This is a genomic window from Cellulomonas cellasea, from assembly GCF_030372105.1.
Lineage (GTDB): Bacteria > Actinomycetota > Actinomycetes > Actinomycetales > Cellulomonadaceae > Cellulomonas_A > Cellulomonas_A cellasea_A.
Map to the genome: position 1 here is coordinate 61,017 of NZ_JAUDBQ010000007.1, position 22,408 is coordinate 83,424.

Sequence of the window (22,408 nt, forward strand, 5' to 3'; positions counted from 1 at the left end):
GCCACACACGGGCGGCGCCGAGCACACCGCACCGCGAGTCGTCCCACCTGCGCGAGACGGCTCCCCGCGTAGGATCACCGGTGTGCCGACGACTCCTGTGCCTGACGACCTGCTGCGCTCGACGCTGGCCGCCGTCGCGCCCGGTGGGGAGTTGCGCGACGGGCTCGAGCGCATCCTGCGTGGGCGCACCGGCGCGCTGATCGTCCTCGGCCACGACAGCACCGTCGAATCGATCTGCTCCGGCGGGTTCGCCCTGGACATCGAGTTCTCGGCGACCCGGCTGCGCGAGCTCGCGAAGATGGACGGCGCGATTGTCGTCGACCGGGATGTCCGCCGGATCCTGCGCGCCGCCGTGCAGCTCCTGCCGGACCCCACCATCGAGACCACCGAGTCCGGCACCCGGCACCGCACCGCCGAGCGCGTGGCCAAGCAGACCGGCTACCCCGTCATCTCCGTGTCCGCCTCCATGCGGATCGTCGCGCTCTACGTGGGCGGCGTGCGGCACGTGCTCGAGGACTCGGACACGATCCTGTCCCGCGCCAACCAGGCCCTCGCGACGCTCGAGCGGTACAAGTCGAGGCTCGACGAGGTCAGCGGCACGCTCTCGGCCCTGGAGATCGAGGACCTCGTCACCGTGCGCGACGTGTCCGCCGTGGTGCAGCGCCTGGAGATGGTGCGCCGCATCTCCGAGGAGATCGCCGGCTACGTCGTCGAGCTCGGCACCGACGGGCGCCTGCTGTCCCTGCAGCTCGACGAGCTCACCGGCGGCATCGGCTCCGACCGCGAGCTCGTGATCCGCGACTACGTGGACACCTCCCGCAAGGAGCGGGACGCGAACGCCGTGCAGGCCGCGCTCGCCGAGCTGGACAGCACCGAGCTCATCGACATCACGCACTTCGCCCGGGTGCTCGGGCTGCCGGGCGGCGGCGACGCCCTCGACGCTGCCGCCGGGCCGCGCGGGTACCGGCTGCTGTCCAAGGTCCCCCGGCTGCCCGCCGCGATCGTCGACCGCCTCGTCGAGCACTTCGGCGGCCTGCAGAAGCTCCTCGCCGCGAGCATCGAGGACCTCATGGCCGTGGACGGGGTCGGCGAGCAGCGGGCGCGCGCCGTGCGCGAGGGACTGTCCCGGCTCGCCGAGTCGAGCATCCTCGAGCGCTACGTCTGAGCTCGCGCCGCCGCCACGGCTAGCCCTGCTCGGCCGTCACTCGAGCACGAACACCTGCGGCGCCGACGCCGCGCCCGCCACCGTGAGAGTCGCCGAGTAGGTGCCCGACTTCACCGCCGGCAGCCCGGTGGCACAGCCCTCTGCGGAGCGGACCCGCGTCCACTGCGCCTGTGTGACGTCGCTCTTGCCGGGCTGGAGCAGCAGCTTGCGCTCGACGGCGCCGGCGGGGCAGTCGCGGCTGGACCAGATCCGGTCCTCCCCCGAGACGATGGCGAGCTCGAGCTGCCCGGAGCCCGCGTCGACAAGGCAGTCGACCTCGCCGACGTTCTCGAGGGTGACGGTGAAGGTCGGGACGGCCGCCGCCGCGTAGGACGCCGAGTCCGCGGCCAGGGTGAGCCCCAGGGCCTCGGGCGCGCAGGCCTGCGGCGCCCCGGGGTCTGCGGGCTCCTCATCCGAGCCGTCGTCGGGCGCCTGTTCGCCGGCCTCCCCGGAGCCCTCGGCGTTGACGTCGTTCGCGTCTTGCGGGGAGCCGCCACGGCCCACCAGCGCCCAGACGATGACGATGACCACCAGCAGCGGAAGGCCCAGCACCACGAACCGACGGGTCCAGTAGACCCGGGACGGCAGCGGCCCGGCCGGTCGCAGCACACCCATGACGGCACCGTCCTCACGTCGGCCGCGCACCGGCGGCGCTTCACCCGGTCAGCCGTACGGTACCGGTCTCCCGGCTCCGAGCCCGCGCCCCGCGTGGGCGGGTCGGCCGCTGATCGCGTGGTGACCGGGGACGCGCCGGGGTGGGAGAGGATGGGCGGGTGCTGCCTGCCCCCGATGCCGAGCCGCTGCGCGCGGCGGTGCTCGACTGGTTCGGGCGGCATGCGCGCGACCTGCCGTGGCGGTCGGCGGACTGCTCGGCGTGGGGTGTGCTGGTCAGCGAGGTGATGCTGCAGCAGACGCCGGTGGTGCGCGTGGAGCCGGCGTGGCGGGCATGGATGGCGAGGTGGCCCGAGCCCGCGGACCTGGCGGCGGCGAGCCCGGCGGACGTGCTGCGCGCCTGGGACCGGCTGGGTTACCCGCGGCGGGCGCTGCGCCTGCAGGAGTGCGCGCGTGCGGTGGTCGAACGGCACGGCGGTGTGGTGCCCGCGGGCGCCGCGGAGTTGCTCGCGCTGCCGGGGGTGGGTCCGTACACGGCCGCGGCGGTGCAGGCCTTCGCCTTCGGGCGGCGCTCGGTGGTGCTGGACACGAATGTGCGCCGCGTCCTGGCCCGCGCGGTGCAGGGCGCGGCGCTGCCGGCTCCCAGCCAGACGGCCGCCGAGGTCCGCCTGGCGGAGGCGCTCGTCCCGGCGGATGACGCCACGGCGGCCCGCTGGTCGGCGGCCTCGATGGAGCTCGGCGCGCTGGTGTGCACGGCCCGCAGCCCCCGCTGCGAGGAGTGCCCGATCGCCGGGATGTGCGCGTGGCGGGCGGCCGGACGGCCCGTTGACGAGCATGCGGGCCGGCGTCGGACCCAGGCGTGGGCGGGCACGGACCGGCAGGTGCGGGGCAAGGTGATGGCCCTGCTGCGCGAGGCCCTGGGCCCGGTGCCCGCCGAGGCGGTGGAGGCGGTGTGGCCTGAGCGGGCGCAGCTCGAACGGTGTGTGGAGTCGTTGCTGGTGGACGGGCTGATGGTGCGGGTTCCCGGCGCCGACGACGACCAGCCGCCGGTGTACCGGCTGCCCTGAGCCCGTGCCGCTGGCTCAGAGCTCGATGAGCATCCGCGTGTTGCCGAGCGTGTTGGGCTTCACGCGCGCCAGGTCGAGGAACTCGGCGACGCCGTCGTCGTGGGAGCGCAGCAGCTCGGCGTAGACGTCCGGGGTGACGGGCGTCCCGTCGATGGGCGCGAAGCCGTGGGCGGCGAAGAAGTCCACCTCGAAGGTCAGGCAGAAGACTCGCCGCAGGCCGAGGTCGCGTGCGCGGTCGAGCAGCGCGTCGAGCAGCAGGTGGCCCACGCCCCGGCCGCGCCAGGCGGGGTCGACGGCGAGGGTGCGCACCTCGGCGAGGTCCTGCCACATGACGTGCAGCGCGCCGCAGCCGACGACGGCGCCGTCGTCGGGCGACTCGGCGACGACGAACTCCTGCACCGCCTCGTAGTAGCCCACCCATTCCTTCGCGAGCAGGATGCGCTCAGTCGCGTACGGCTGCACCAGGTCGCGGATCGTGCGGACGTCTGCGGGAAGCGCGGCGCGGACTCGTGGCGGGGCGGCGGTCACGGGCCCCAAACTACCGACCCGCCCCTGCAGCCGACGGCCTGGTCCATCTCCAGCACTGCCGCGTTGCCTGCGGTTGCGCCGCACGTCACGCCGTGGTGACGTTGCGGCAGGCGAGGACGCACGTGCGGGCTCGCGACGGGGTGGCCCCGTCCTGCTCCCGTGCGGACTCGTCGACGATGACATCCAGGATGGACGGGAGCGACCCATGAGGACAGCGGCACTGACGGCACGCCTTCGAGGTGAGGCCCTGGGCGCGCTGCGGGAGAGCACCCAGTCAGGGCGGGAACTCGACGTCCTGGTGATCGGCGGCGGGGTGACCGGCGCGGGGATCGTGTTGGACGCGGTGACGCGCGGGCTGTCCGCGGCGGTGGTGGAGGCGCAGGACTGGTCGAGCGGGACCTCGAGCCGGTCCAGCAAGCTGGTGCACGGCGGGCTGCGCTACCTGCAGATGCTCGACTTCCACCTGGTCCGCGAGGCGTTGACGGAGCGCGACCTGCTGATGTCCCGCATCGCGCCGCACTTGGTGAAGCCGGTGTCGTTCCTGTACCCGCTGGAGAACCGTGTGTGGGAGCGGGCGTATGTCGGCGCCGGCGTCGCGTTGTACGACACGCTGGCCACGGTGAACGGCGCCAAGCGCGCGATGCCGATCCACCGGCACCTGACCCGCAAGGGCATGGAGCGCTTGTTCCCCGACCTGCGGCATGACGCGGCGATCGGCGCCATCCAGTACTGGGACGCGGCGGTGGACGACGCGCGCCTGGTCTCGACGCTGATCCGCACGGCGGCGTCCTATGGGGCCCACGCGGCGTCCCGCACGGAGCTGGTGAGCCTGCAGACCACCACGGGCGGCGCCGTCACCGGCGCCGAGGTGGTGGACCTCGAGACCGGCGAGCACATCGACGTGCGGGCGCGGCACGTGATCAACGCGACGGGCGTGTGGACGGAGCAGACGGAGCACCTGGCCGGATCGGAGGGCGGCCTGCGGGTGCTGGCGAGCAAGGGCATCCACATCGTCGTGCCGCGCAGCCGGATCGCGGGCACGGCGGGGCTGATCCTGCAGACCGAGAAGAGCGTGCTGTTCATCATCCCGTGGTCGCGGTACTGGGTGATCGGCACCACGGACACCCCGTGGGAGCAGGAGCTGGTGCACCCGGTCGCGAACGCCAGCGACATCGACTACCTCATCGCGCACGCGAACACCGTGCTGGCCCGCCCGATCACCCGCGATGACGTGATCGGCACGTGGGCTGGGCTGCGGCCGCTGCTGCAGCCGGGCACGAAGGCGGGCACGTCGTCGGCGAAGGTCTCCCGCGAGCACACCGTCGCGAGCCCCACGCCCGGCCTGACGGTGATCGCGGGCGGCAAGCTCACGACGTACCGGGTGATGGCCAAGGACGCCGTCGACTTCGCGATCGGCTCCCGTGCCACGACGCTGCCGTCCATCACCACCCGCATCGCGCTGGTCGGCGCGGAGGGGTTGGAGGCGGTGCAGCGCCAGTCACGCTCCATCGCGAAGAAGTACGGCTGGGACCAGTTCCGGATGGACCACCTGCTGCACCGCTACGGGTCGCTGCTAGCCGAGCTGCTCGACCTGGTCGACGCCGACCCGGACCTCGCGAACCCGCTGCCGCACGCCCCCGCGTACATCGGCGCGGAGATCGTCTACGCCGTCAGCCATGAGGGCGCGCTGCACCTCGACGACGTGATGATGCACCGCACCCGGCTCAACTACGAGCAGGCCGACAAGGGCGTGGGCGCCCTCGAGGAGATCGCCGACCTGATCGCGCCCGTGCTCGGCTGGGACGCGGAGCAGCGGGCCGCGGAGATTTCCGCGTACCGCGAGCGCGCCGCCGCAGAGCACGCCGCCACGCTGGAGACGGACGACGCGACAGCCGAACGGGTGCGGCTCATGGCGCCCGACATCGTGCCGCTGACACCCGTGGGCGGGCTGGACGACAGCGCGCCGCCGTTCACGCCCGGCCCTGGCCGCAAGCCGGGCGCCGACGACTCGCCTGCCGCTCCCGGGCCCGCCGGCACCTGAACCCCCTGTCCGGACCGGCCCACGCCGGCCCCACCCGGGTCGCCTCGGCGGCCTGACCTGGCGGGAGCCGACAGGCTCCGGCAATTCCGAGGCCTCCGGGGACCACGGCTCTTCCCCCGGACGACACCGACGTCGCTCAGGAAAGAGGTCGCACGTGGACGTGTACAGCACTTGGGAGATCTTCACCTCGGAGGCCGTCGGAACCGGGTTGCTGACGCTGCTCGGCACCGGCGTGGTCGCCAACGTCCTGCTGCCGAAGTCGAAGGGCTTCAACGGCGGCTGGCTGCTCATCAACTTCGGCTGGGGCTTCGCGGTGCTGGCCGGCGTGTACGCGGCCTTCCGCACCGGCGCGCACATCAACCCAGCGGTGACGTTCGGCATCTGGGCGAACGGCGCAGAGGAGTTCGCGCCAGGCATCGAGGTGTCGGCCTGGAACGGCATCGTGTACGTCACCGCGCAGATGTTCGGCGGCGCGCTGGGCGCGCTGGTGAGCTATCTGGCGTACAAGAAGCACTTCGACGAGGACTTGGACCCCGCGTCCAAGCTGGCGGTGTTCTCCACCGGCCCGGCGATCCGCTCCTACGGGTGGAACTTCCTCACTGAGGTCGTCGCCACGTTCGTGCTGGTGTTCGTGATCCTCATGTTCGCCAACGACCCCGCCCAGTTGGGCCCGCTGCCCGTCGCGTTCCTGGTGGTCGGGATCGGCGCCAGCCTCGGCGGCCCCACCGGGTACGCCATCAACCCAGCGCGTGACCTCGGCCCTCGCATCGCCCACGCGCTGCTGCCCATCCGGGGCAAGGGCTCCAGCGACTGGTCCTATGCGTGGGTCCCCGTGCTGGGCCCGATCGTCGGCGGCGTCCTCGGAGGGCTCGGCGCCAACTGGTTCATCTGACCGACGCGCCGCTCGCCGAGCGGCGCCCACATCCCGCACCCGATCCCTCGACGGAGAGGACCACCATGTCTGACACCCAGTACGTCCTGGCGATCGACCAGGGGACCACCAGCACCCGCGCCATCGTGTTCGACCATGCCGGGACCATCGTGAACTCCGGCCAGATCGAGCATGAGCAGATCTTCCCCCGGCCCGGGTGGGTGGAGCACGACGCCGAGGAGATCTGGCGCAACACCCGCGAGGTCGTGGGCATCGCATTGACTCGCGCGAACCTCACCGCCCGGAACATCGCGGCCGTCGGCATCACCAACCAGCGTGAGACGGCTGTGGTGTGGGACCGGACCACCGGCAAGCCCGTCTACAACGCGATCGTGTGGCAGGACACCCGCACCCAGAAGATCGCCGACCAGCTCGCGGCGCTCGGCGGCGGCGCCGACAGGTACAAGTCGCGCGTCGGGCTGCCGCTGGCGACGTACTTCTCCGGGCCGAAGATCCGCTGGATCCTCGACAACGTGGAGGGCGCCCGCGAGAAGGCCGAGCGCGGGGACCTGGCGTTCGGCAACACCGACTCGTGGGTGGTGTGGAACATGACCGGCGGCGTCGAGGGCGGGGTGCACGTCACCGACGTGACGAACGCGTCCCGGACGATGCTGATGAACCTCGACACCCTCACGTGGAACGAGGAGATCGCCGCGGAGATGGGCATCCCGATGTCCATGCTCCCCGAGATCCGCTCCTCCTCCGAGGTGTACGGGCAGGGCCGCTTGGGCGGCCTGGTGCCGAAGGTGCCGATCGCGGGGATCCTCGGCGACCAGCAGGCCGCGACGTTCGGGCAGGCGTGCTTCGACGTGGGCACCGCGAAGAACACCTACGGCACCGGCAACTTCGTGCTGCTCAACACCGGTGAGGAGTTAGTCCCCTCCGAGAACGGCCTGCTCACCACCGTCGCGTACAAGATCGGCGAGAAGCCGGTCATCTACGCGCTGGAGGGGTCCATCGCGGTGACGGGCTCCCTGGTGCAGTGGCTCCGGGACAACCTGGGCCTCATCAAGTCGGCGCCGGAGATCGAGAAGCTCGCCGCGAGCGTGCCCGACAACGGCGGGGCGTACTTCGTGCCGGCGTTCTCGGGGCTGTTCGCGCCGTACTGGCGCTCGGAGGCGCGTGGGGCGCTCGTCGGGCTGACCCGGTACGTCACCAAGGCGCACATCGCCCGGGCGGCCCTCGAGGCGACCGCCTTCCAGACCCGCGAGGTCGTCGACGCGATGAACGCCGACTCCGGGGTCGCGCTCACCGAGCTGAAGGTGGACGGCGGGATGGTCGGCAACGACCTGCTGATGCAGTTCCAGGCCGATGTGCTCGACGTGCCGGTGATCCGCCCGAAGGTCGCCGAGACCACTGCGCTGGGCGCCGCCTACGCGGCGGGCATCGCGGTCGGCTTCTGGTCGGGCGAGCAGGACGTCATCGACAACTGGGCCGAGGACAAGCGCTGGGAGCCCTCGATGGACGCCACCGACCGGGAACGGCAGTACCGGCTGTGGAAGAAGGCGGTGACGAAGACCTTCGACTGGGTGGACGACGACGTGCTGTGAGACGCCGACCTGGGCGACGGGGCCGCGACCCCCTACCCTGACGGCATGGCCGCCACCGTCACGCTCAGCGATGTCGCACGGGAGGCGGGCGTCTCGCTCGCCACCGCGTCCCGTGCGATCAACGGCAGCGCCAACCGCACTGTCCGCGAGGACCTGCGCGAGCGGGTCCTCGCGGCCGCGGCCCGGCTGCGCTACTCCCCCGACGCCAACGCGCAGGCGATGGCGCGCGGCCGCACCACGTCCCTGGGCCTGGTGGTCCACGACATCGCGGACCCGTACTTCTCCTCGATCGCCGCGGGCGTCAGCGCCGCCGCCGACCGCTCCGGCCTGGCGGTCACCCTCGCCAGCACCCGGCACGACCAGACGCGTGAGCGCGGGCTGATCGAGGTGCTGCAGCGCCAGCGGGCGCGGGCGATCATCATCGCGGGCGGCCGCACCGACGACGACGCGCTGAACGCCGAGCTGCGCCGGGCGCTGGCCGACTATCGCGCGGGCGGCGGCTCGGCGGCGCTCGTCGGGCAGCCCGTGCTGGGCGTCGACACCGTGGTCATCGACAACGCGGACGGCGCGGCGGCCCTCGCCCGGGCGCTGCACGGCCTGGGCTACCGGGAGTTCGCGGTGTTGGCGGGCCCGGCGGGCCATTTGACGGCCCGGGAGCGGCTGGACGGCTTCCGCGCTGGGCTGGCCGAGTCGGGCGTGGCGCTCGACCCGGCGAACGTCATCGGCTGCGCGTTCACCCGCGACGGCGGCTACGACGGCATGCAGGACCTGCTGCGGCGCCGCGGCTCCGTGGAGCTGGTGTTCGCGGTGAACGACGTGATGGCGGTGGGCGCGATGGCCGCCGCGCGGGACGCGGGCGTCGACGTGCCGGGCGAGTTGGCCGTGGCCGGCTTCGACGACATCGTCACGCTGCGCGACGTCACCCCCCCGCTGACCACCGTCCGGGTGCCGCTGGTCGAGGTGGGCGTCGCCGCCACCGAGCTGGCGCTGGCGCCGCCGTCGGATGAGCCCCGCCTAGTGCACGTGGAGGCCACGGTGGTGCTGCGCGCCTCGACCCCGCCGCGTCACCCGAGCAACGGCAACGGCGCCGGCTCAGCATCCTGACGGTGCTGGCCGGCGCCGTGGCCGGGGGCCTGCTTCGCGCTACTTCTGGGTCGCCGTCGTGACCTCGGCGGTGAACTTCGCCGCCGCCTCCTCGGGCGTGATCTGGCCGAAGAGGACCTCGCCGTTGATCCGCTTGATCAGCGGCACGACCTCGCCGGCGCCGACGGGCGGGACAGCCACCCCGTCGACGACGTCCGCGCTGAGCCCCTCGAGGAACTCGGCGGCCTGCTTGTCCGCGTCCGCGAAGTTGGGCTGCACCGCCTTGCGCACCTCGAGGTTCGCCGGGAGCCCACGGTCGGAGAGCAGGATCTGGCCGGCCTCGGTGCTGTTGACCAGGAAGTCGATGAACAGCGCGGCCTCCTCCGGGTGCTCCGAGGTCTTGGCCACGGAGTAGTACATGGCCGGCTTGAAGTACATGCCGGTGCGCTTGCCCTCGGACTCGCCGGGGAAGCGCAGGATCTCGAGCTGCCGGCCCGACGCCTTGGAGATCGCCCCGAGCTGGTTGGTCCACCACACGCCCATCGCGCCGGTGTTGGTGCCGAGCAGCGAGCCCTCGGGGCCGGCGCCGTCGATCTCGACGGAGCGCGACGCCTCGGGCTGGCCGCCGGCCTCCTGCAGCGCGAGCGAGATCTTCCACCAGTCAGCCATCAGGCTGTCCTTGTAGCCGAGCGTGCCGTCCTCCTTGTAGAGGGACTGGCCGTGCTGGCGGGCGTAGATCGAGAAGCCGGGCTCGTTGAAGCCGAAGTCCTGCGTGCCGTACACGGTGCCGCCGCTGGCCTGCGAGATCTTGGTGGCGATCTCGACGTAGTCGTCCCACGTCCACGTCGTGTCGTCGGGCATCTCCACGCCCGCGTCGGCGAAGGCCTGCGGGTCGGCGAGGACCACGTACGCGTTCACGCCGGTGGCCACGCCGTAGGTGGCGCCGTCGAAGCTGGCGGACTCGGCCACTGACGGGTCGATGCCGGACAGGTCCAGCGAGTCCTCCACCTCGGCGAGGTCGAGCAGCACCCCGCGGGTGCCGTAGTCGCGCAGGTACCGCTCCTCCTGCGTGATGACGTCGGGGGCGTCACCGCCGGCGATCGACGTGGAGAGCTTGTCCCAGTACCCGTCCCACGTGGTGAAGTCCGGCTCGACCGTGATGTTGGGGTGCTTGGCCTCGAACGCGTCGATGACCTGCTGGGTGAGGGCGTGCCGGCTGTCGGAGCCCCACCAGGAGAACCGGATGGTCACCTCCTCGTCGGCGGCCTCGGTGGCGCTGTTGTCGGAGCCGGGGTCGTCGGACCCGGCGCAGGCGGACAGTGCGAGGGCCGCGGCGACAGTGACGGCGGCCAGGCGCACACCCGGCCGCGCGAGGCGGCGGGGGTTGGTGGGAAGAGACATCGTGCTCCTTCGGTGCGGGAGGTGGTGGGACCGGTGGATCACTTGATCCCCGTCGTGGCGATGCCCTTGACGAGGTACTTCTGACCGAGAAGGAAGATGAGGAACAGCGGGATGAGCGACACGATCGACATGGCGAACATGGGCCCCCACGAGCTCTCGCTGGACGAGTCGATGAACGAGCGCAGCGCGATCGGCACCGTGTACATGTCCGGCTTGGTGAGGAAGATGAGCTGGTGGAAGAAGTCGTTCCACGTCCAGATGAACGTGAAGATCGCCGTGGTGGCCAGCGCCGGCACCGACAGCGGGAGCATCACCTGCAGGAAGATCCGCACGTGCCCGGCGCCGTCGATGCGGGCGGCCTCGTCGAGCTCCCGTGGCAGGCCCCGGAAGAACTGGACCATCAGGAAGACGAAGAACGCGTCCGTGGCCAGCACCTTCGGCACGATCAGCGGCAGGAACGTGTTCACCCAGCCGAGCTGGGAGAACAGGATGTACTGCGGCACGATCACCACGTGGATCGGCAGCATGATCGACATGAGCATGATGGCGAACCAGATCTTGCGGCCCTTGAAGTTGAGCCGGGCGAACGCGTAGGCGGCCATCGAGCAGGACACGAGGTTGCCGAGCAGCGCGCCGAGCACCAGCACCGCGGAGTTCAGCAGGTAGTGGCTGAACGGGTGCGCCAGGGCGTTCCACCCGACGGTGTAGTTGCTCATGTCGATCTCGGAGGGCAGCAGCGACGGGTCGCGGAAGATCAACGCGCTGGGCTTGAGGGAGCTCGCGAGCATCCACAGCAGCGGGTAGATCATGATCAGCCCGAAGGCGATCAGCAGCGCGTGCTTGAGCACGACGCGCAGCCGGGCGCGGGCGCTGGGGCGGCGCGGGGCGAGCGGCGGACGGGTCCTGGTGGGCTCGTCGGCGGCTCGGGTCGGGAGGCTGGTCGCGGTGTCAGTCATCGTAGAAGACCCAGTACTTGGAGGCGACGAAGTTGATGGCGGTCAGTCCGGCGACGATGGCGAGCAGGAGCCAGGCCATCGCGGAGGCGTAGCCCATATCGAGTGCCCCGAAGCCCTTCTGGTAGAGGTAGAGCGTGTAGAAGAGGGTCGAGTCGACGGGCCCTCCGCTGCCGCCGCTGACGACGAACGCCTGGGTGAACGACTGGAAGGCGTGGATGACCTGGAGCACCAGGTTGAAGAAGACGATGGGCGTCAGCAGCGGGAGCGTGATGGCCATGAACTGGCGCACCTTGCCGGCCCCGTCGATCTGGGCGGCCTCGTAGTACATCTCCGGGATCTGGCGGAGCCCGGCGAGGAAGATCACCATCGGGGCCCCGAAGGTCCACACGTTGAGGATGACCAGGGTGCCGAGCGCGGTGTCGGGGTGGGAGACCCAGCCCTTGCCCTCGACGCCGAACACCTCCAGGAACTGGTTGACCAGGCCCTGCGTGCCGAAGACCTGCCGCCACAACAGCGCGATGGCCACCGAGCCGCCGAGCAGCGACGGCAGGTAGAACACGGACCGGTAGAAGGCCAGCCCGCGCACGCCGCGGTCGAGGAACAGCGCGAGCGCCAGCGCCAGGGCGAGCTGGAGCGGGATCGAGACGAAGACGTAGGTGAACGTCACCCGCAGCGACTGGTGCAGCCGCGCGTCGTCGATCATGCGCGCGTAGTTGTCGAGGCCGATCCACGTGGGCGGCTGCAGCAGGTTGTAGTCGGTGAACGAGAGGAACAGCGAGGCGAGGATCGGCCCCACGGTGATGAGCAGCAGGCCGACGAACCATGGCCCGAGGAACAGCAGGGCGGCCTTGTTGTCACCCCGCTCCGAGGGGGCGACGGACTTGCTGGCACTGCCCCGGAGCTTGCGGAGCTCGGCGATGCCGGCCATGCGTCACCGCCCCCGTGGGGGACGGACGGCGGTGGCCGTCAGATGGTGCTGGACGAGGGTCATGCGCACTCCCGGTGGATCTTCATTGATGCCCGAGCAACTGCTGCTGGAAAGCGCTCTCCGCTTTGTGTAGTAGTTTGGTACCAGTCGCCCAGATGTGATGTCAACCACACCCGCGCAGGCCGGCTCGCGCCGGCGCCACCGTGAGACGGAGCCCCCGTGCCGAAACAGCCCGGACCGACCCGGCAGCTCGACCGCGAACACCGCCTCTCACCAGGCAAAATACCGCCACAGGCCGCCACGAACACCCCCACGGTGGCCCTCGTGGGAGTGCATGGCCACGGAACATCACATCTTGGTCACATCCGGTCACTCGAGGAGCGGGGGGCCCTGCGGGTGGCGGCCGTCGTCGACCCCCGGCCACTGGTCGACGGAGCCGCTCCGGGGACCGGCCAGCCACCCGGCCTGCGCCTCGCGATGGCCGATCCTGAGAGACCGATTCCCTGGTTCCCGGACCTCGACGCCCTGCTCGACGTGGAGCGGCCCGACGTCGTCATTCTCTGCACCCCCATCGACACCCACGCGCCCCTCGCGGAGCGCGCCATCCGCGCCGGCTGCGACGTGCTGCTCGAGAAGCCGCCCACCGCGACCCTCGCCGAGCTCGTGCGCCTCGTGGACGTCGCGCGGGAGCTCGGCCGCGCCGTCCAGGTCGGGTTCCAGACCTACGGCTCCCATGCCCTCGACGTCGTGCGCGAGGCCGTCGCCGCCGGCGAGATCGGCGAGGTGCGCGGCATCGGCGGCGTGGGCACATGGGTGCGGTCCGAGGACTACTGGGCCCGCGCGCCCTGGGCCGGCCGCCGCACCCTCGCGGGCCGGCCCGTGGTCGACGGGGTCACCACCAACCCGCTCGCCCACGCCGTCGCCACAGCGCTGCTGCTCGCCGACGCGCGCACCGTCGACGACATCGCGGAGGTCGAGCTCGACCTGTCCCGCGCGAACGGCATCGAGGCCGACGACACCAGCAGCGTGCGCGTCACCACCCGCGGCGGCCTGCGGGTGGCCCTGGGCCTGACCCTGTGCGCGAGCGCCCAGACCGCGCCCCGGATCGTCGTGCACGGCAGCGCCGGCCACGTCGTCCTGCACTACACACGCGACGTGGTCGAGGTCTCGGGCCGCCGCGGCGAGCGCACCATCGACTGCGGGCGCACCGACCTGCTGGAGAACCTGCTCGCGCACCGCGCCGACCCGCACACGCCGCTGCTCGCGCCGCTGTCCGCGACGGGCGCCTTCATGCGCGTGCTCGAGGCGGTCCGCAACGCCCCGGCGCCACGCCAGATCGCCGCGGAGCACATCGACCGGGTGCAGGACGAGCTCGGCCCCCGGCTCGTGGTGCGCGATGTCGAGCACTGGTGCGAGCGCGTCGCCCAGGAGCTGCGCACCTTCGAGGAGCTCGAGGCGCCCTGGACGGTGCGCGCATGAGCGCCACGCCGGTGGTGAAGGCGCCGCCCTGGGAGCCGAGCCCCCGATGGGGCCCGTCAGCACGGCTCGCCGAGCTCACGATCGACGGGACGGCCGTGGCGGTCTGCGTGGACGGCGCCGGGGCCCCGGGCTTCGACTCCCCCCGCCCGCACCTGCACCCGGTGCGCACCCTGGCGGGCGTGGCCGTCACCGACTCCGCCCCGGCCGATCACACCTGGCATGTGGGCCTCGGCCTCGGCGTGCAGGATGTCGACGGGCACAACCTGTGGGGCGGCAGGACGTACCTGCCCGGCGAGGGGTACACCTGGCGCCGGGACCACGGCCGGATCCGGCACGACGGCTGGGCCGAGCAGGCGCCCGACGCGCTGGCGCAGCGGCTGACCTGGCTCGCCGCCGACGGCGAGCCGCTGCTCACCGAGACCCGCGTGCTGCGTTGGGCGCGCGCCGACGCGCAGGCCTGGCGGCTCGACTGGTCCACCGCCCTGACGGCGGCCCGCCCGGTGCGGCTCGGCAGCCCCGGGGCGCATGGGCGCGTCGGCGGCGGCTACGGGGGCCTGTTCTGGCGGCTGCCCGCCTGCGCGGACGTGGACGTGCGCACCGCTGTGGCCCGCGGCGAGGAGGCCGTGCACGGCTCCGTGCCCGCCGACGGCGCCCGATGGCTGGCATGGTCGGCGCGCGCCGCCGCCCCCGACGGCCACCACCCCGCCGCGGCGCCCGGGGACGCCGGCCAGTTCACCATCGCCATCGCGCCGTCCGACGAGGCCACCGCGCGCGATCCCTGGTTCGTGCGCGTCTCCGGCTACCCCGGAGTCGGCTCCGCGCTGGCCTGGGAGCGGGCCGTGACCGTGCGGCCCGGCGCCGGCCTGCGCCGGGCGTTCCGCATCCTCGTCGCCGACGGCCGCACCCGCGACGCCGACGTCGAGCGCCTGCTGGCCAGACCTATCCTGAGATCCCCTGCCACCCCGGAGACCGGTCCATGACGACCCTCACCCCCGCCCTGCACGACAACGCGATCCTGCTGCGCCCCGGCGACGACGTGGTCGTGACCACGCGCGACCTGCAGTCCGGGACTGCCCTGCTGCACGACGGCGAGCCGCTGACCGTCGCCCAGAGCGTCCCGCGCGGCCACAAGCTCGCCGTCCGCGCGGTGCCCGCCGGCGGGCAGGTGCACAAGTACGGCCAGTCCATCGGGCGCGCCACGCGGGACATCGCCGTGGGCGACCACGTGCACACGCACAACCTCGGCATGGACGACGCCGCACGGGACTACGAGTTCGGCACCGCCCGCGTGCGGCCCCCGGCCCCCACCGGCCCCCCGCGCACGTTCCAGGGGTACCGCCGCGGCGACGGCCGCTGGGGCACGCGCAACTACATCGGCATCCTCACCTCGGTGAACTGCTCGGCGTCCTCCGCGAAGCTCATCGCCGACCAGTTCCGCGGTCCGGTGCTCGAGGCCTACCCGCACGTCGACGGCGTGATGGCCCTGACCCACCAGTCCGGCTGCGGGCTGGTGCCCGCCAGCGAGGGCGCGCAGATGATGCTGCGGACCCTGCGCGGCTACGCCGCCCACCCGAACTTCGCCGGGCTGCTGGTGCTCGGGCTCGGCTGCGAGATGCTGCCCGCGCAATCGCTGCTGGACGGCCTCGACCTGCCCGACGACAAGCTGGTGCGCACCCTGGTCATCCAGGAGAGCGGCGGAATCCGCAAGACGGTCCGCGCGGGCGTCGAGGCCATCACCGAGATGCTGCCCGCCATCGACGCGCTGCGCCGCGAGCCGGCGCCCGTCTCCGAGCTGGTGCTCGGCATGAACTGCGGCGGCTCCGACGGGTACTCCGGCATCACGGCCAACCCCGCGCTCGGCCACGCCTCCGACCTGCTCGTGGCCCACGGCGGCACCACGATCCTCGCCGAGACGCCCGAGGTCTTCGGCGCCGAGCACCTGCTGACGCGGCGCGCGGTCTCCGAGGAGGTCGGCCAGGCCCTGCTGCGGCGGATCGACTGGTGGCAGCAGTACGCCGCGCACGGCGGCGGGTCCCTCGACAACAACCCCTCCCCCGGCAACAAGGCCGGCGGGCTGACGACCATCCTGGAGAAGTCGCTGGGCGCCGTCGCCAAGGGCGGCTCAGCCGAGCTGGCGGCCGTCTACGAGTACGCGGAGCCCGTGACGGCCAAGGGGTTCACCTTCATGGACACCCCCGGCTACGACCCCGTGTCGGTGACCGGGATCGTCGCCGGCGGCTCCACGGTGGTCGTGTTCACCACCGGGCGCGGCTCGGTGCTGGGCTGCAAGCCGACCCCGTCCATCAAGGTCTCCACCAACACCGACATGTACCTGCGCATGGCCGAGGACATCGACCTCAACGCCGGGCGCATCGTCGACGGCTCCGCGACCATCGCCGAGGTGGGCGAGGAGATCTTCGAGAAGATCATCGCGGTGGCCTCGGGCGAGCAGACGGTCTCCGAGGAGCTCGACCTGGGCCAGGACGAGTTCATCCCGTGGCAGCTCGGCACGGTGACGTGACGTGACCTGCCCGGCGCACCCGCGTGGCGTCAGCGGAAGTACGCGCCCCCGTTGACGTCCAACACGGCGCCGGAGACGAACCCGGCGCCGTCGGAGGCCAGGTAGACGACAGCCGCCGCGACGTCCTCGGGCGTGCCCGCGCGCTTGAGCGGCGTGCCCTCGATCGCGGCCTGCTGCGCGGGCTGCGGGGTGTGCACCGCGTGGAACGGGGTGCCGCCGATGAAGCCGGGCGCCACGGAGTTCACGGTGATGCCGCGCGGGCCCAGCTCGCGGGCGACGGCCCGGGTGAAGCCGTCGAGCGCCGCCTTGGCCGTGGCGTACGCGACGGCCCCGGTGCCGCCGCCGTTCTGGCCGGCGAGCGAGCTGATGGTGATGATGCGGCCACCGTCGGGCATGAGGGGCAGCACGGCGCGGGTGGCGTAGAAGACGCTCGACACGTTGAGGTCGAGCACCTGGTGCCAGTGCTGGTCGTCCATCCCGGTGACGAGCTGGCGCCCGCCCAGGCCGCCCGCGTTGTTCACGAGGATGTCGATGCCGCCGCCCAACGCGTCGGCGGCCTGCACCACGACGCGGTCCACGTCCCAGCTGTGCCGGGCGTCGAGCTGGAAAGCGACAGCCTTGCGGCCCAGTGCCTCGATCTCCGCGACGACCTCCGCCGGGTCGTGCGTCAGATGCGTGAAGGCGATGTCGGCGCCGGCCTGCGCGAGCGCGAGCGCTGTGGCCCGGCCGATTCCGGTCGCGGCGCCCGTGACCAGCGCGCGTCGACCCTCGAGGATGTCCATGACCACTCCCTGCTTATCCGGCGCGCCGCAGTGGGCGGCGTGTCCCGGGAACCTGGCGCGACGCTAGTTCACCGTGGGGCGCGGGTCTACACCCCACGGCCGAGCCTCACCCGGCGGCCCCAATGGCGGGGACGGCGGGCGGTCACGGAAGGGTGATGCCCGCGGGCAGCAGTGGCGGCAGCACCTCGCGCATCGTGCCGTGCAGCCAGGTGATGCGCTCGGTGGTCATCCGCTCGGCGGGGGCGGTGAGGCTCACGGCGGCGATGGCGGCGCCCGAACGGAGCAGCGGCACCGCCACACAGCTGATGCCGGGCTCGTTCTCCTCGCGCTCGGTGGCGTAGCCGCGGGTCCGGGCCGCCTCGATCGCCGCCCAGGCGGCCTCGGCGATCTGCGCCTGCGCCGCGCCGCCCGCCGCCGCGTGCCCGGGCGCCTGGCCGGCGTCCTCGTCCGCGCGCGCGTACCCCGCGAGGGCGGCGCGGTCTGTGCCCCGGTAGGCCAGCAGCGCCCGGCCCAGCGCGGTGCGCACCGCCGGGCTGCGGCGGCCGACGGCCGACCAGACCCGCACCGACCGCTCGGGCTCCACCTTGTCGAGGTAGACGACGTGCGAGCCGCTCAGCACGCCCAGGTGCACCAGCTCGTCCACGGCGCCGCTCAGTGCCACGAGGGCGGGGTGCAGCATCAGCGGCAGGTTCTCGTCGCTGAGGAAGTCGTCGGCGAGGAGCGTCGCGGACGGGCCGAGCACGTAGTGGCCGGTGGCCGCGTCCTGTGTCGCGAACCCGCGGAACCGCAGGGCCTGCAGCGCGCGGTGCACTGTGGTCTTGTGCAGCCCGAGCGAGCTGGCGAGGTCGGCGAGCGTCAGCCCACGGCTCCCGGCCCGGGCCAGCGCCTGGAGCACGAGGAGCGCGCGGTCCACCGACTCGACCGGCGAGGCGGACGGGTTGTCGGTCATCGGGGACATCGGGGCGTGGGCATGCGCCCAGAGTAGGCGCGCGGGCTGACGTCAGGGCGTGGTGTTCCGCCGGTGCTCCAGGGCTGCGGGGTTGAGCGGGTGCGCCGGGCGCCGGCCGTGCGCGACGTCGATGATCGCGTCGGTGGCGCTGCGGGCGACGCCGCTGACGAAGTCGTCGGTCCAGCACAGCGCATGCGGGGTGAGGATCACGTTGTCGAAGGCGAGCAGCGGCTCGTCGGGGGCGGGCGGCTCGGGGTCGAGCACGTCGAGGCCCGCGCCGGCGATCCGGCCGTCGCGCAGGGCGTCGGTCAGCGCGGGCTGGTCGACGAGGCCGCCGCGCCCGACGTTGACCAGGTAGGCGCTGGGCCGCATGGCGCGCAGGAACTCGGCGCCCACGATGTGGCGGGAGCTGGGCGTCAGCGCGGCGGTGAGCACGACGTAGTCGCTCTCGGCGGCGAGGCGGTCCAGGGGCACGACCTCGACGCCGGCGGCGGCGGCGCGGTCGTGCGCGCTGGGCCGGTCGTAGGCGAGCACGCGGACGCCGAGGGGCTGGAGCAGTGTGGCGAGCTCGGAGCCGACGCTGCCGAAGCCGATGATGCCGACGGTGCGCCCCGCGATGCCGATGCCGCGGTAGTCGCCGCGCGCGGACCATCGGCCCTCGGTGGCGGCGCGGTGGTTGTCGAGCAGCCGGTGGCCCAGGGCGAGCACGAGGGTCAGCGCGGAGAGCGCCAGCGGTCGGCGCACGCCGTCGGGGGTGTTGGTGACGACGACGCCCTCCGCGGCGAGGCCGTCCAGGTCGATGCCGTCGTAGCCGGCGCCGAACCGGGCGACGTGCCGCAGGCGGGGAGCTGTGGCGACGGCCTCGCGGGTGACGTGCAGGTGGCCGAAGGACAGCACGGCGTCGTAGGGCTCGAGGCCGCTGATGACGTGGCCGTGCTGGGCGGGCATGACCTCCCAGCGCAGGCCGGCGTCGGTGAGCCGGTCCAGGCCGACGTCGCCGAAGAACACGGAGCCGTCGGGCCGCAGGACGTCGGGGGTGAGGCCCACGAGGTAGTCGGTGGTCACGGTTCGCTCCTAGTCATCGGATCTGTCCTGCCCTGTTGTTCCACGTTTCTCGGCCTCGCGCGAGCAGAGCCGCAGGACCAACGTCAATTCATCTGATGAATGCTAGCCTAGGACACGCCGTTCCCCCACCACCACGGAGTGCCGCATGAAGATCACCAGCATCGAGATCGAGGACGTCCGGTTCCCGACCTCGCTCACCGCCGACGGCTCGGACGCCATGAACAAGGACGGCGACTACTCCGCCGCCTACGTCGTGCTGCGCACCGACGGCACAGCCTCCGACGGCGCGCCGCTCGCCGGCTTCGGCCTGACGTTCACCACCGGCCGGGGCAACGACATCGTCGGCGTGGCCGCGCGCCAGCAGGCCGCCCTGCTCGTGGGCCGCGACGTCGCCGAGATGGCCGCCGACATGGGCCAGGTCTACCGCGACCTCACCGCCGACGCGCAGATCCGCTGGCTCGGGCCCGAGAAGGGCGTGGTGCACCTGTCGCTCTCCGCCGTGATGAACGCCGCCTGGGACCTCGTGGCGAGACTCGCCGGCAAGCCGGTGTGGCGCCTGCTGGCCGACATGACGCCCGAGCAGCTCGTCGACGTCGCCGACCTGCGCTACCTGTCCGACGCGCTCACCCGCGACGAGGCCATCGCGCTGCTGCGCGCCAAGGAGGACGGCAAGGCCGCCCGCATCGCCGAGCTCGAGGCCACCGGCTACCCCTGCTACACGACGTCCGCGGGCTGGCTCGGCTACAGCGACGAGAAGCTGCGCCGCCTGTGCCAGGAGGCCATCGACGAGGGCTACCAGCACATCAAGCTCAAGGTCGGCACGAGCCTCGAGGAGGACATCCGCCGCTGCGCCATCGCGCGCGAGGTCATCGGCCCGGACCGCATCCTCATGATCGACGCGAACCAGGTGTGGGACGTCGACCAGGCGATCGAGTGGACCAACGCGCTCGCCCAGTTCAACCTGCTCTGGATCGAGGAGCCCACCAGCCCCGACGACGTGCTGGGCCATGCGGCCATCAAGCGCGGCGTGGCGCCCGTGGGGGTCGCCACCGGCGAGCACTGCCACAACCGGGTCATGTTCAAGCAGTTCATGCAGGCCGGGGCGATGGACTTCTGCCAGCTCGACGCGGGCCGCCTGGCGAGCCTCAACGAGATCGTGGCGGTGCTGCTGCTCGCCGCGAAGTTCGACGTGCCGGTGTGCCCGCACGCGGGCGGCGTGGGGCTGTGCGAGATGGTGCAGCACGTCTCGGCGCTGGACTTCGTGGCCGTGTCCGGCACTCGTGAGGGCCGCGTCACCGAGTTCGTCGACCACCTGCACGAGCACTTCACCGACCCGTGCATCGTGCGCGACGCCGCGTACGTGCTGCCCAGCCTGCCGGGGTACTCCACCGAGATGCATGCCGCCTCGGTGGCCGAGTTCCGGTACCCGGACGGGTCCTACTGGGCTGGCCGCCTCGCTGACGAGGCCGCCGCCGCCGTGTGAGCCTGAGCCCGCGTGGGCGTCACTGACGCCCACGCGGGCTGTGCTCATCGCGCCATCCACCCGCCGTCGACGGCCAGCACCTGGCCGTGCACGTAGGCCGAGGCCTGCGACGCGAGGAACACCACGACGTTGCCGATGTCCTCGGGCTGGCCCCAGCGCCCGGCCGGGATGCGCACCGAGAGCTGCTCGAGCCGCACCGGGTCGGCCAGCAGCGCGGTGTTCATCTCCGTGGCCATGTAGCCCGGCGCCACCGCGTTGACGTTGACGCCCTTGCCCGACCACTCATTGCACAGCGCCTTGGTGAGCTGCGCGACGGCGCCCTTGCTCGCGGCGTACGCGGGCACGGTGAGGCCGCCCTGGAAGCTCAGCAGGGACGCGAGGTTGACGATCTTCCCCTCGCCGCGCTCGAGCATGGGCCGCCCGAAGATCTGGCAGAGCTGGAACACGGAGCGCAGGTTCACGTCGATGACGCGGTCCCAGGCGTCCAGCGGGAAGTCGATCGCCGGGTGGCGGTCCTGCGTGCCGGCGTTGTTGACCAGCACGTCCACCCGGTGCTCGGCGAGCACCTGGGCGCCCACCTCGGCGATCTGGTCGGTGTCGGCCAGGTCGAGCGCGTAGAACGAGACCGTGCGGCCCAGCTCGCCGGCCAGCGCCGAGAGCTCGTCGGGGATGCCGCTGCGGCCGAAGACGATGACGTCGGCGCCGGCCTCCAGCAGCGCCTGGGAGATGCCGAGACCGAGGCCGCGCCCTCCCCCGGTCACCGCTGCGGTCTTGCCAGTGAGATCGAAGGCGTTGCTCATGCGTCTGCCGCTCCGTCCAGGGGGGTGAGGAGGACCTTGAGGCAGTCCTGCCCCGAGGTGGCGGCGTCGAATGCCGCGCTGACGTCCTCGAGCGAGAACGCCTTGGTCGGGAAGCGGTCGAGGCCCAGGTCGCCGGAGGCGATGAGCTCGATCGCGCGCGTGACGTCGGCCGACGTGTACACGCGCACCCCGACCACCGACTGCTCCTTGAAGCAGACGTCGCGCAGGTCGATCGGGGTGGGCTGCTTGTAGACGCCCACCACGACGATCCGGCCCAGCACGCGCGTGATCGCTGTCAGCTCGGCGGCGACGCTCGGGTGCGCGGCGCTGTCGAACGTGGTGTCGGCGCCCTCGCCGTCGGTCAGCGGCGCCAGCACCTCTGCCATCGTCGAGCCCTCGGGCACGACGGTGAAGCCCAGGCCCTCGGCGACCTCGCGGCGCCAGGCGCTCGGCTCGGTGATGACCACCTGCGCGGCGCCCTCGTGGCGGGCGACCAGCGCGGTGAGGATGCCGATGGGCCCGGCGCCGTACACCGCGACGACGTCGCCCTTCTCCATGCCGGACAGAGCCACGGCGTGCACCGCGACGGCGAGCGGCTCGGCGAGCGCGGCCGTGCGGGGGTCGACGCCCTCGGGCACCGGGTGCAGCACCTCGGGCGGGAGCGCCACGTACTGCGCCATGCCGCCCGCGGTGTCGATGCCGTACAGCCCGAGGCGACGGCACACGTGCGCGTGGCCGTCACGGCAGGCCTTGCACTCGCCGCAGCTGATGAGCGGCTCGGCGATCACGAGCGTGCCCTCGGCGGGGCCCGTCGCGCCGGCGCGCTCCACCCAGCCCGACAGCTCGTGGCCCATGACCAGCGGCGCCTGGGCGCGCGGGTGCTTGCCGTGCAGGATCGACAGGTCCGTGCCGCAGATGCCGTTGTACGCGACCTTGACCAGGGCCCACCCCTCGGGGACCTCCGGCATCGCGATGCTGGTGACGGCGACCTCGTCTGTGGCGGTCCAGACGGCCGCCTTCATGCTGCT

20 protein-coding genes are annotated in these 22,408 nt (G+C 72.5%); 10 read left to right on the top strand and 10 right to left on the bottom strand.

The window, feature by feature from the left end; all coding sequences use genetic code 11:
* Positions 1-82: 82 nt before the first annotated feature.
* Entirely contained in the window at positions 83-1,165 is a 1,083-nt protein-coding gene (gene disA, locus QUV83_RS08450) for a DNA integrity scanning diadenylate cyclase DisA (protein WP_289563847.1), read from the top strand.
* A 36-nt stretch (positions 1,166-1,201) separates the two neighbouring features.
* Here the strand turns inward: disA and QUV83_RS08455 are convergent, their stop codons facing one another.
* Positions 1,202-1,819: a hypothetical protein gene (locus QUV83_RS08455; protein ID WP_289563849.1), complete on the bottom strand. Its 618-nt coding sequence runs from the start codon at positions 1,817-1,819 to the stop codon at positions 1,202-1,204.
* Between the two features lie 161 nt (positions 1,820-1,980).
* Here QUV83_RS08455 and QUV83_RS08460 point away from each other — a divergent pair, with 161 nt between their 5' ends.
* Positions 1,981-2,883 carry an A/G-specific adenine glycosylase gene (locus QUV83_RS08460; protein WP_289563996.1) on the top strand — a complete coding sequence of 301 codons (903 nt, stop codon included), beginning with the start codon at positions 1,981-1,983 and terminating at the stop codon, positions 2,881-2,883.
* A 15-nt stretch (positions 2,884-2,898) separates the two neighbouring features.
* Here the strand turns inward: QUV83_RS08460 and QUV83_RS08465 are convergent, their stop codons facing one another.
* Positions 2,899-3,411, bottom strand: a complete 513-nt coding sequence (locus QUV83_RS08465) for an amino-acid N-acetyltransferase (RefSeq protein ID WP_289563850.1) — start codon at positions 3,409-3,411, stop codon at positions 2,899-2,901.
* A gap of 205 nt (positions 3,412-3,616) precedes the next feature.
* Between QUV83_RS08465 and QUV83_RS08470 the strand changes: the two genes are divergently transcribed.
* From QUV83_RS08470 to QUV83_RS08485, 4 genes are all read left to right on the top strand, one after another.
* On the top strand, positions 3,617-5,452 hold the full coding sequence (locus tag QUV83_RS08470) for a glycerol-3-phosphate dehydrogenase/oxidase (RefSeq protein ID WP_289563851.1): 1,836 nt from the start codon (positions 3,617-3,619) through the stop codon (positions 5,450-5,452).
* A 154-nt stretch (positions 5,453-5,606) separates the two neighbouring features.
* Positions 5,607-6,344: an MIP/aquaporin family protein gene (locus QUV83_RS08475; RefSeq protein WP_289563853.1), complete on the top strand. Its 738-nt coding sequence runs from the start codon at positions 5,607-5,609 to the stop codon at positions 6,342-6,344.
* A 65-nt stretch (positions 6,345-6,409) separates the two neighbouring features.
* A complete protein-coding gene (gene glpK, locus QUV83_RS08480) occupies positions 6,410-7,933 on the top strand; it encodes a glycerol kinase GlpK (protein ID WP_289563854.1) in 1,524 nt (507 codons plus the stop codon).
* A 45-nt stretch (positions 7,934-7,978) separates the two neighbouring features.
* Complete coding sequence (locus QUV83_RS08485; RefSeq protein WP_289563856.1) at positions 7,979-9,037, top strand: LacI family DNA-binding transcriptional regulator; 1,059 nt, start codon at positions 7,979-7,981, stop codon at positions 9,035-9,037.
* A 39-nt stretch (positions 9,038-9,076) separates the two neighbouring features.
* Here the strand turns inward: QUV83_RS08485 and QUV83_RS08490 are convergent, their stop codons facing one another.
* Genes QUV83_RS08490 through QUV83_RS08500 form a run of 3 tightly spaced genes read right to left on the bottom strand, consistent with a single transcriptional unit; the run spans position 9,077 to position 12,301 of the window.
* Positions 9,077-10,417: an ABC transporter substrate-binding protein gene (locus QUV83_RS08490; RefSeq protein WP_289563858.1), complete on the bottom strand. Its 1,341-nt coding sequence runs from the start codon at positions 10,415-10,417 to the stop codon at positions 9,077-9,079.
* Positions 10,418-10,455: 38 nt separating this feature from the next.
* Positions 10,456-11,373 (bottom strand): carbohydrate ABC transporter permease, encoded by a 918-nt coding sequence (locus QUV83_RS08495; protein ID WP_289563860.1) that lies wholly within the window; start codon positions 11,371-11,373, stop codon positions 10,456-10,458.
* Entirely contained in the window at positions 11,366-12,301 is a 936-nt protein-coding gene (locus tag QUV83_RS08500; RefSeq protein WP_289563861.1) for a carbohydrate ABC transporter permease, read from the bottom strand. The genes QUV83_RS08495 and QUV83_RS08500 overlap by 8 nt, the downstream gene beginning before the upstream one ends.
* 330 nt (positions 12,302-12,631) lie before the next feature.
* Between QUV83_RS08500 and QUV83_RS08505 the strand changes: the two genes are divergently transcribed.
* The 3 genes from QUV83_RS08505 to QUV83_RS08515 are packed head-to-tail and all read left to right on the top strand — an operon-like array spanning position 12,632 to position 16,301.
* On the top strand, positions 12,632-13,780 hold the full coding sequence (locus QUV83_RS08505; protein WP_289563997.1) for a Gfo/Idh/MocA family protein: 1,149 nt from the start codon (positions 12,632-12,634) through the stop codon (positions 13,778-13,780).
* On the top strand, positions 13,777-14,760 hold the full coding sequence (locus QUV83_RS08510) for a PmoA family protein (protein ID WP_289563863.1): 984 nt from the start codon (positions 13,777-13,779) through the stop codon (positions 14,758-14,760). Before QUV83_RS08505 ends, QUV83_RS08510 begins: the two co-directional genes overlap by 4 nt.
* On the top strand, positions 14,757-16,301 hold the full coding sequence (locus QUV83_RS08515) for a UxaA family hydrolase (RefSeq protein WP_289563864.1): 1,545 nt from the start codon (positions 14,757-14,759) through the stop codon (positions 16,299-16,301). Before QUV83_RS08510 ends, QUV83_RS08515 begins: the two co-directional genes overlap by 4 nt.
* Before the next feature lie 29 nt (positions 16,302-16,330).
* On the opposite strand, the gene QUV83_RS08520 is transcribed toward QUV83_RS08515, so the two are convergent.
* The 3 genes from QUV83_RS08520 to QUV83_RS08530 form a co-directional block, all read right to left on the bottom strand.
* Positions 16,331-17,083, bottom strand: coding sequence for an SDR family NAD(P)-dependent oxidoreductase (locus QUV83_RS08520; RefSeq protein ID WP_289563865.1), 753 nt, complete (start codon positions 17,081-17,083; stop codon positions 16,331-16,333).
* Between the two features lie 142 nt (positions 17,084-17,225).
* Entirely contained in the window at positions 17,226-18,032 is an 807-nt protein-coding gene (locus QUV83_RS08525; protein ID WP_289563866.1) for an IclR family transcriptional regulator, read from the bottom strand.
* 51 nt (positions 18,033-18,083) lie between these two features.
* Entirely contained in the window at positions 18,084-19,097 is a 1,014-nt protein-coding gene (locus QUV83_RS08530) for a 2-hydroxyacid dehydrogenase (RefSeq protein ID WP_289563867.1), read from the bottom strand.
* Between the two features lie 145 nt (positions 19,098-19,242).
* Here QUV83_RS08530 and QUV83_RS08535 point away from each other — a divergent pair, with 145 nt between their 5' ends.
* Positions 19,243-20,580, top strand: coding sequence for an L-fuconate dehydratase (locus tag QUV83_RS08535; RefSeq protein ID WP_289563869.1), 1,338 nt, complete (start codon positions 19,243-19,245; stop codon positions 20,578-20,580).
* Positions 20,581-20,624: 44 nt separating this feature from the next.
* On the opposite strand, the gene QUV83_RS08540 is transcribed toward QUV83_RS08535, so the two are convergent.
* Entirely contained in the window at positions 20,625-21,380 is a 756-nt protein-coding gene (locus QUV83_RS08540) for an SDR family oxidoreductase (protein ID WP_289563870.1), read from the bottom strand.
* A complete protein-coding gene (locus QUV83_RS08545) occupies positions 21,377-22,402 on the bottom strand; it encodes a zinc-dependent alcohol dehydrogenase (protein ID WP_289563999.1) in 1,026 nt (341 codons plus the stop codon). Before QUV83_RS08545 ends, QUV83_RS08540 begins: the two co-directional genes overlap by 4 nt.
* Positions 22,403-22,408 lie beyond the last annotated feature (6 nt).

Bases quoted from the DNA above. Each gene is read 5' to 3' on its own strand.
- QUV83_RS08455 (WP_289563849.1), bottom strand. From the start codon at position 1,819: ATGGGTGTGCTGCGACCGGCCGGGCCGCTGCCGTCCCGGGTCTACTGG.
- QUV83_RS08470 (WP_289563851.1), top strand. From the start codon at position 3,617: ATGAGGACAGCGGCACTGACGGCACGCCTTCGAGGTGAGGCCCTGGGC.
- glpK (WP_289563854.1), top strand. From the start codon at position 6,410: ATGTCTGACACCCAGTACGTCCTGGCGATCGACCAGGGGACCACCAGC.
- QUV83_RS08485 (WP_289563856.1), top strand. From the start codon at position 7,979: ATGGCCGCCACCGTCACGCTCAGCGATGTCGCACGGGAGGCGGGCGTC.
- QUV83_RS08490 (WP_289563858.1), bottom strand. From the start codon at position 10,417: ATGTCTCTTCCCACCAACCCCCGCCGCCTCGCGCGGCCGGGTGTGCGC.
- QUV83_RS08495 (WP_289563860.1), bottom strand. From the start codon at position 11,373: ATGACTGACACCGCGACCAGCCTCCCGACCCGAGCCGCCGACGAGCCC.
- QUV83_RS08500 (WP_289563861.1), bottom strand. From the start codon at position 12,301: ATGGCCGGCATCGCCGAGCTCCGCAAGCTCCGGGGCAGTGCCAGCAAG.
- QUV83_RS08510 (WP_289563863.1), top strand. From the start codon at position 13,777: ATGAGCGCCACGCCGGTGGTGAAGGCGCCGCCCTGGGAGCCGAGCCCC.
- QUV83_RS08515 (WP_289563864.1), top strand. From the start codon at position 14,757: ATGACGACCCTCACCCCCGCCCTGCACGACAACGCGATCCTGCTGCGC.
- QUV83_RS08520 (WP_289563865.1), bottom strand. From the start codon at position 17,083: ATGGACATCCTCGAGGGTCGACGCGCGCTGGTCACGGGCGCCGCGACC.
- QUV83_RS08525 (WP_289563866.1), bottom strand. From the start codon at position 18,032: ATGACCGACAACCCGTCCGCCTCGCCGGTCGAGTCGGTGGACCGCGCG.
- QUV83_RS08535 (WP_289563869.1), top strand. From the start codon at position 19,243: ATGAAGATCACCAGCATCGAGATCGAGGACGTCCGGTTCCCGACCTCG.
- QUV83_RS08540 (WP_289563870.1), bottom strand. From the start codon at position 21,380: ATGAGCAACGCCTTCGATCTCACTGGCAAGACCGCAGCGGTGACCGGG.
- QUV83_RS08545 (WP_289563999.1), bottom strand. From the start codon at position 22,402: ATGAAGGCGGCCGTCTGGACCGCCACAGACGAGGTCGCCGTCACCAGC.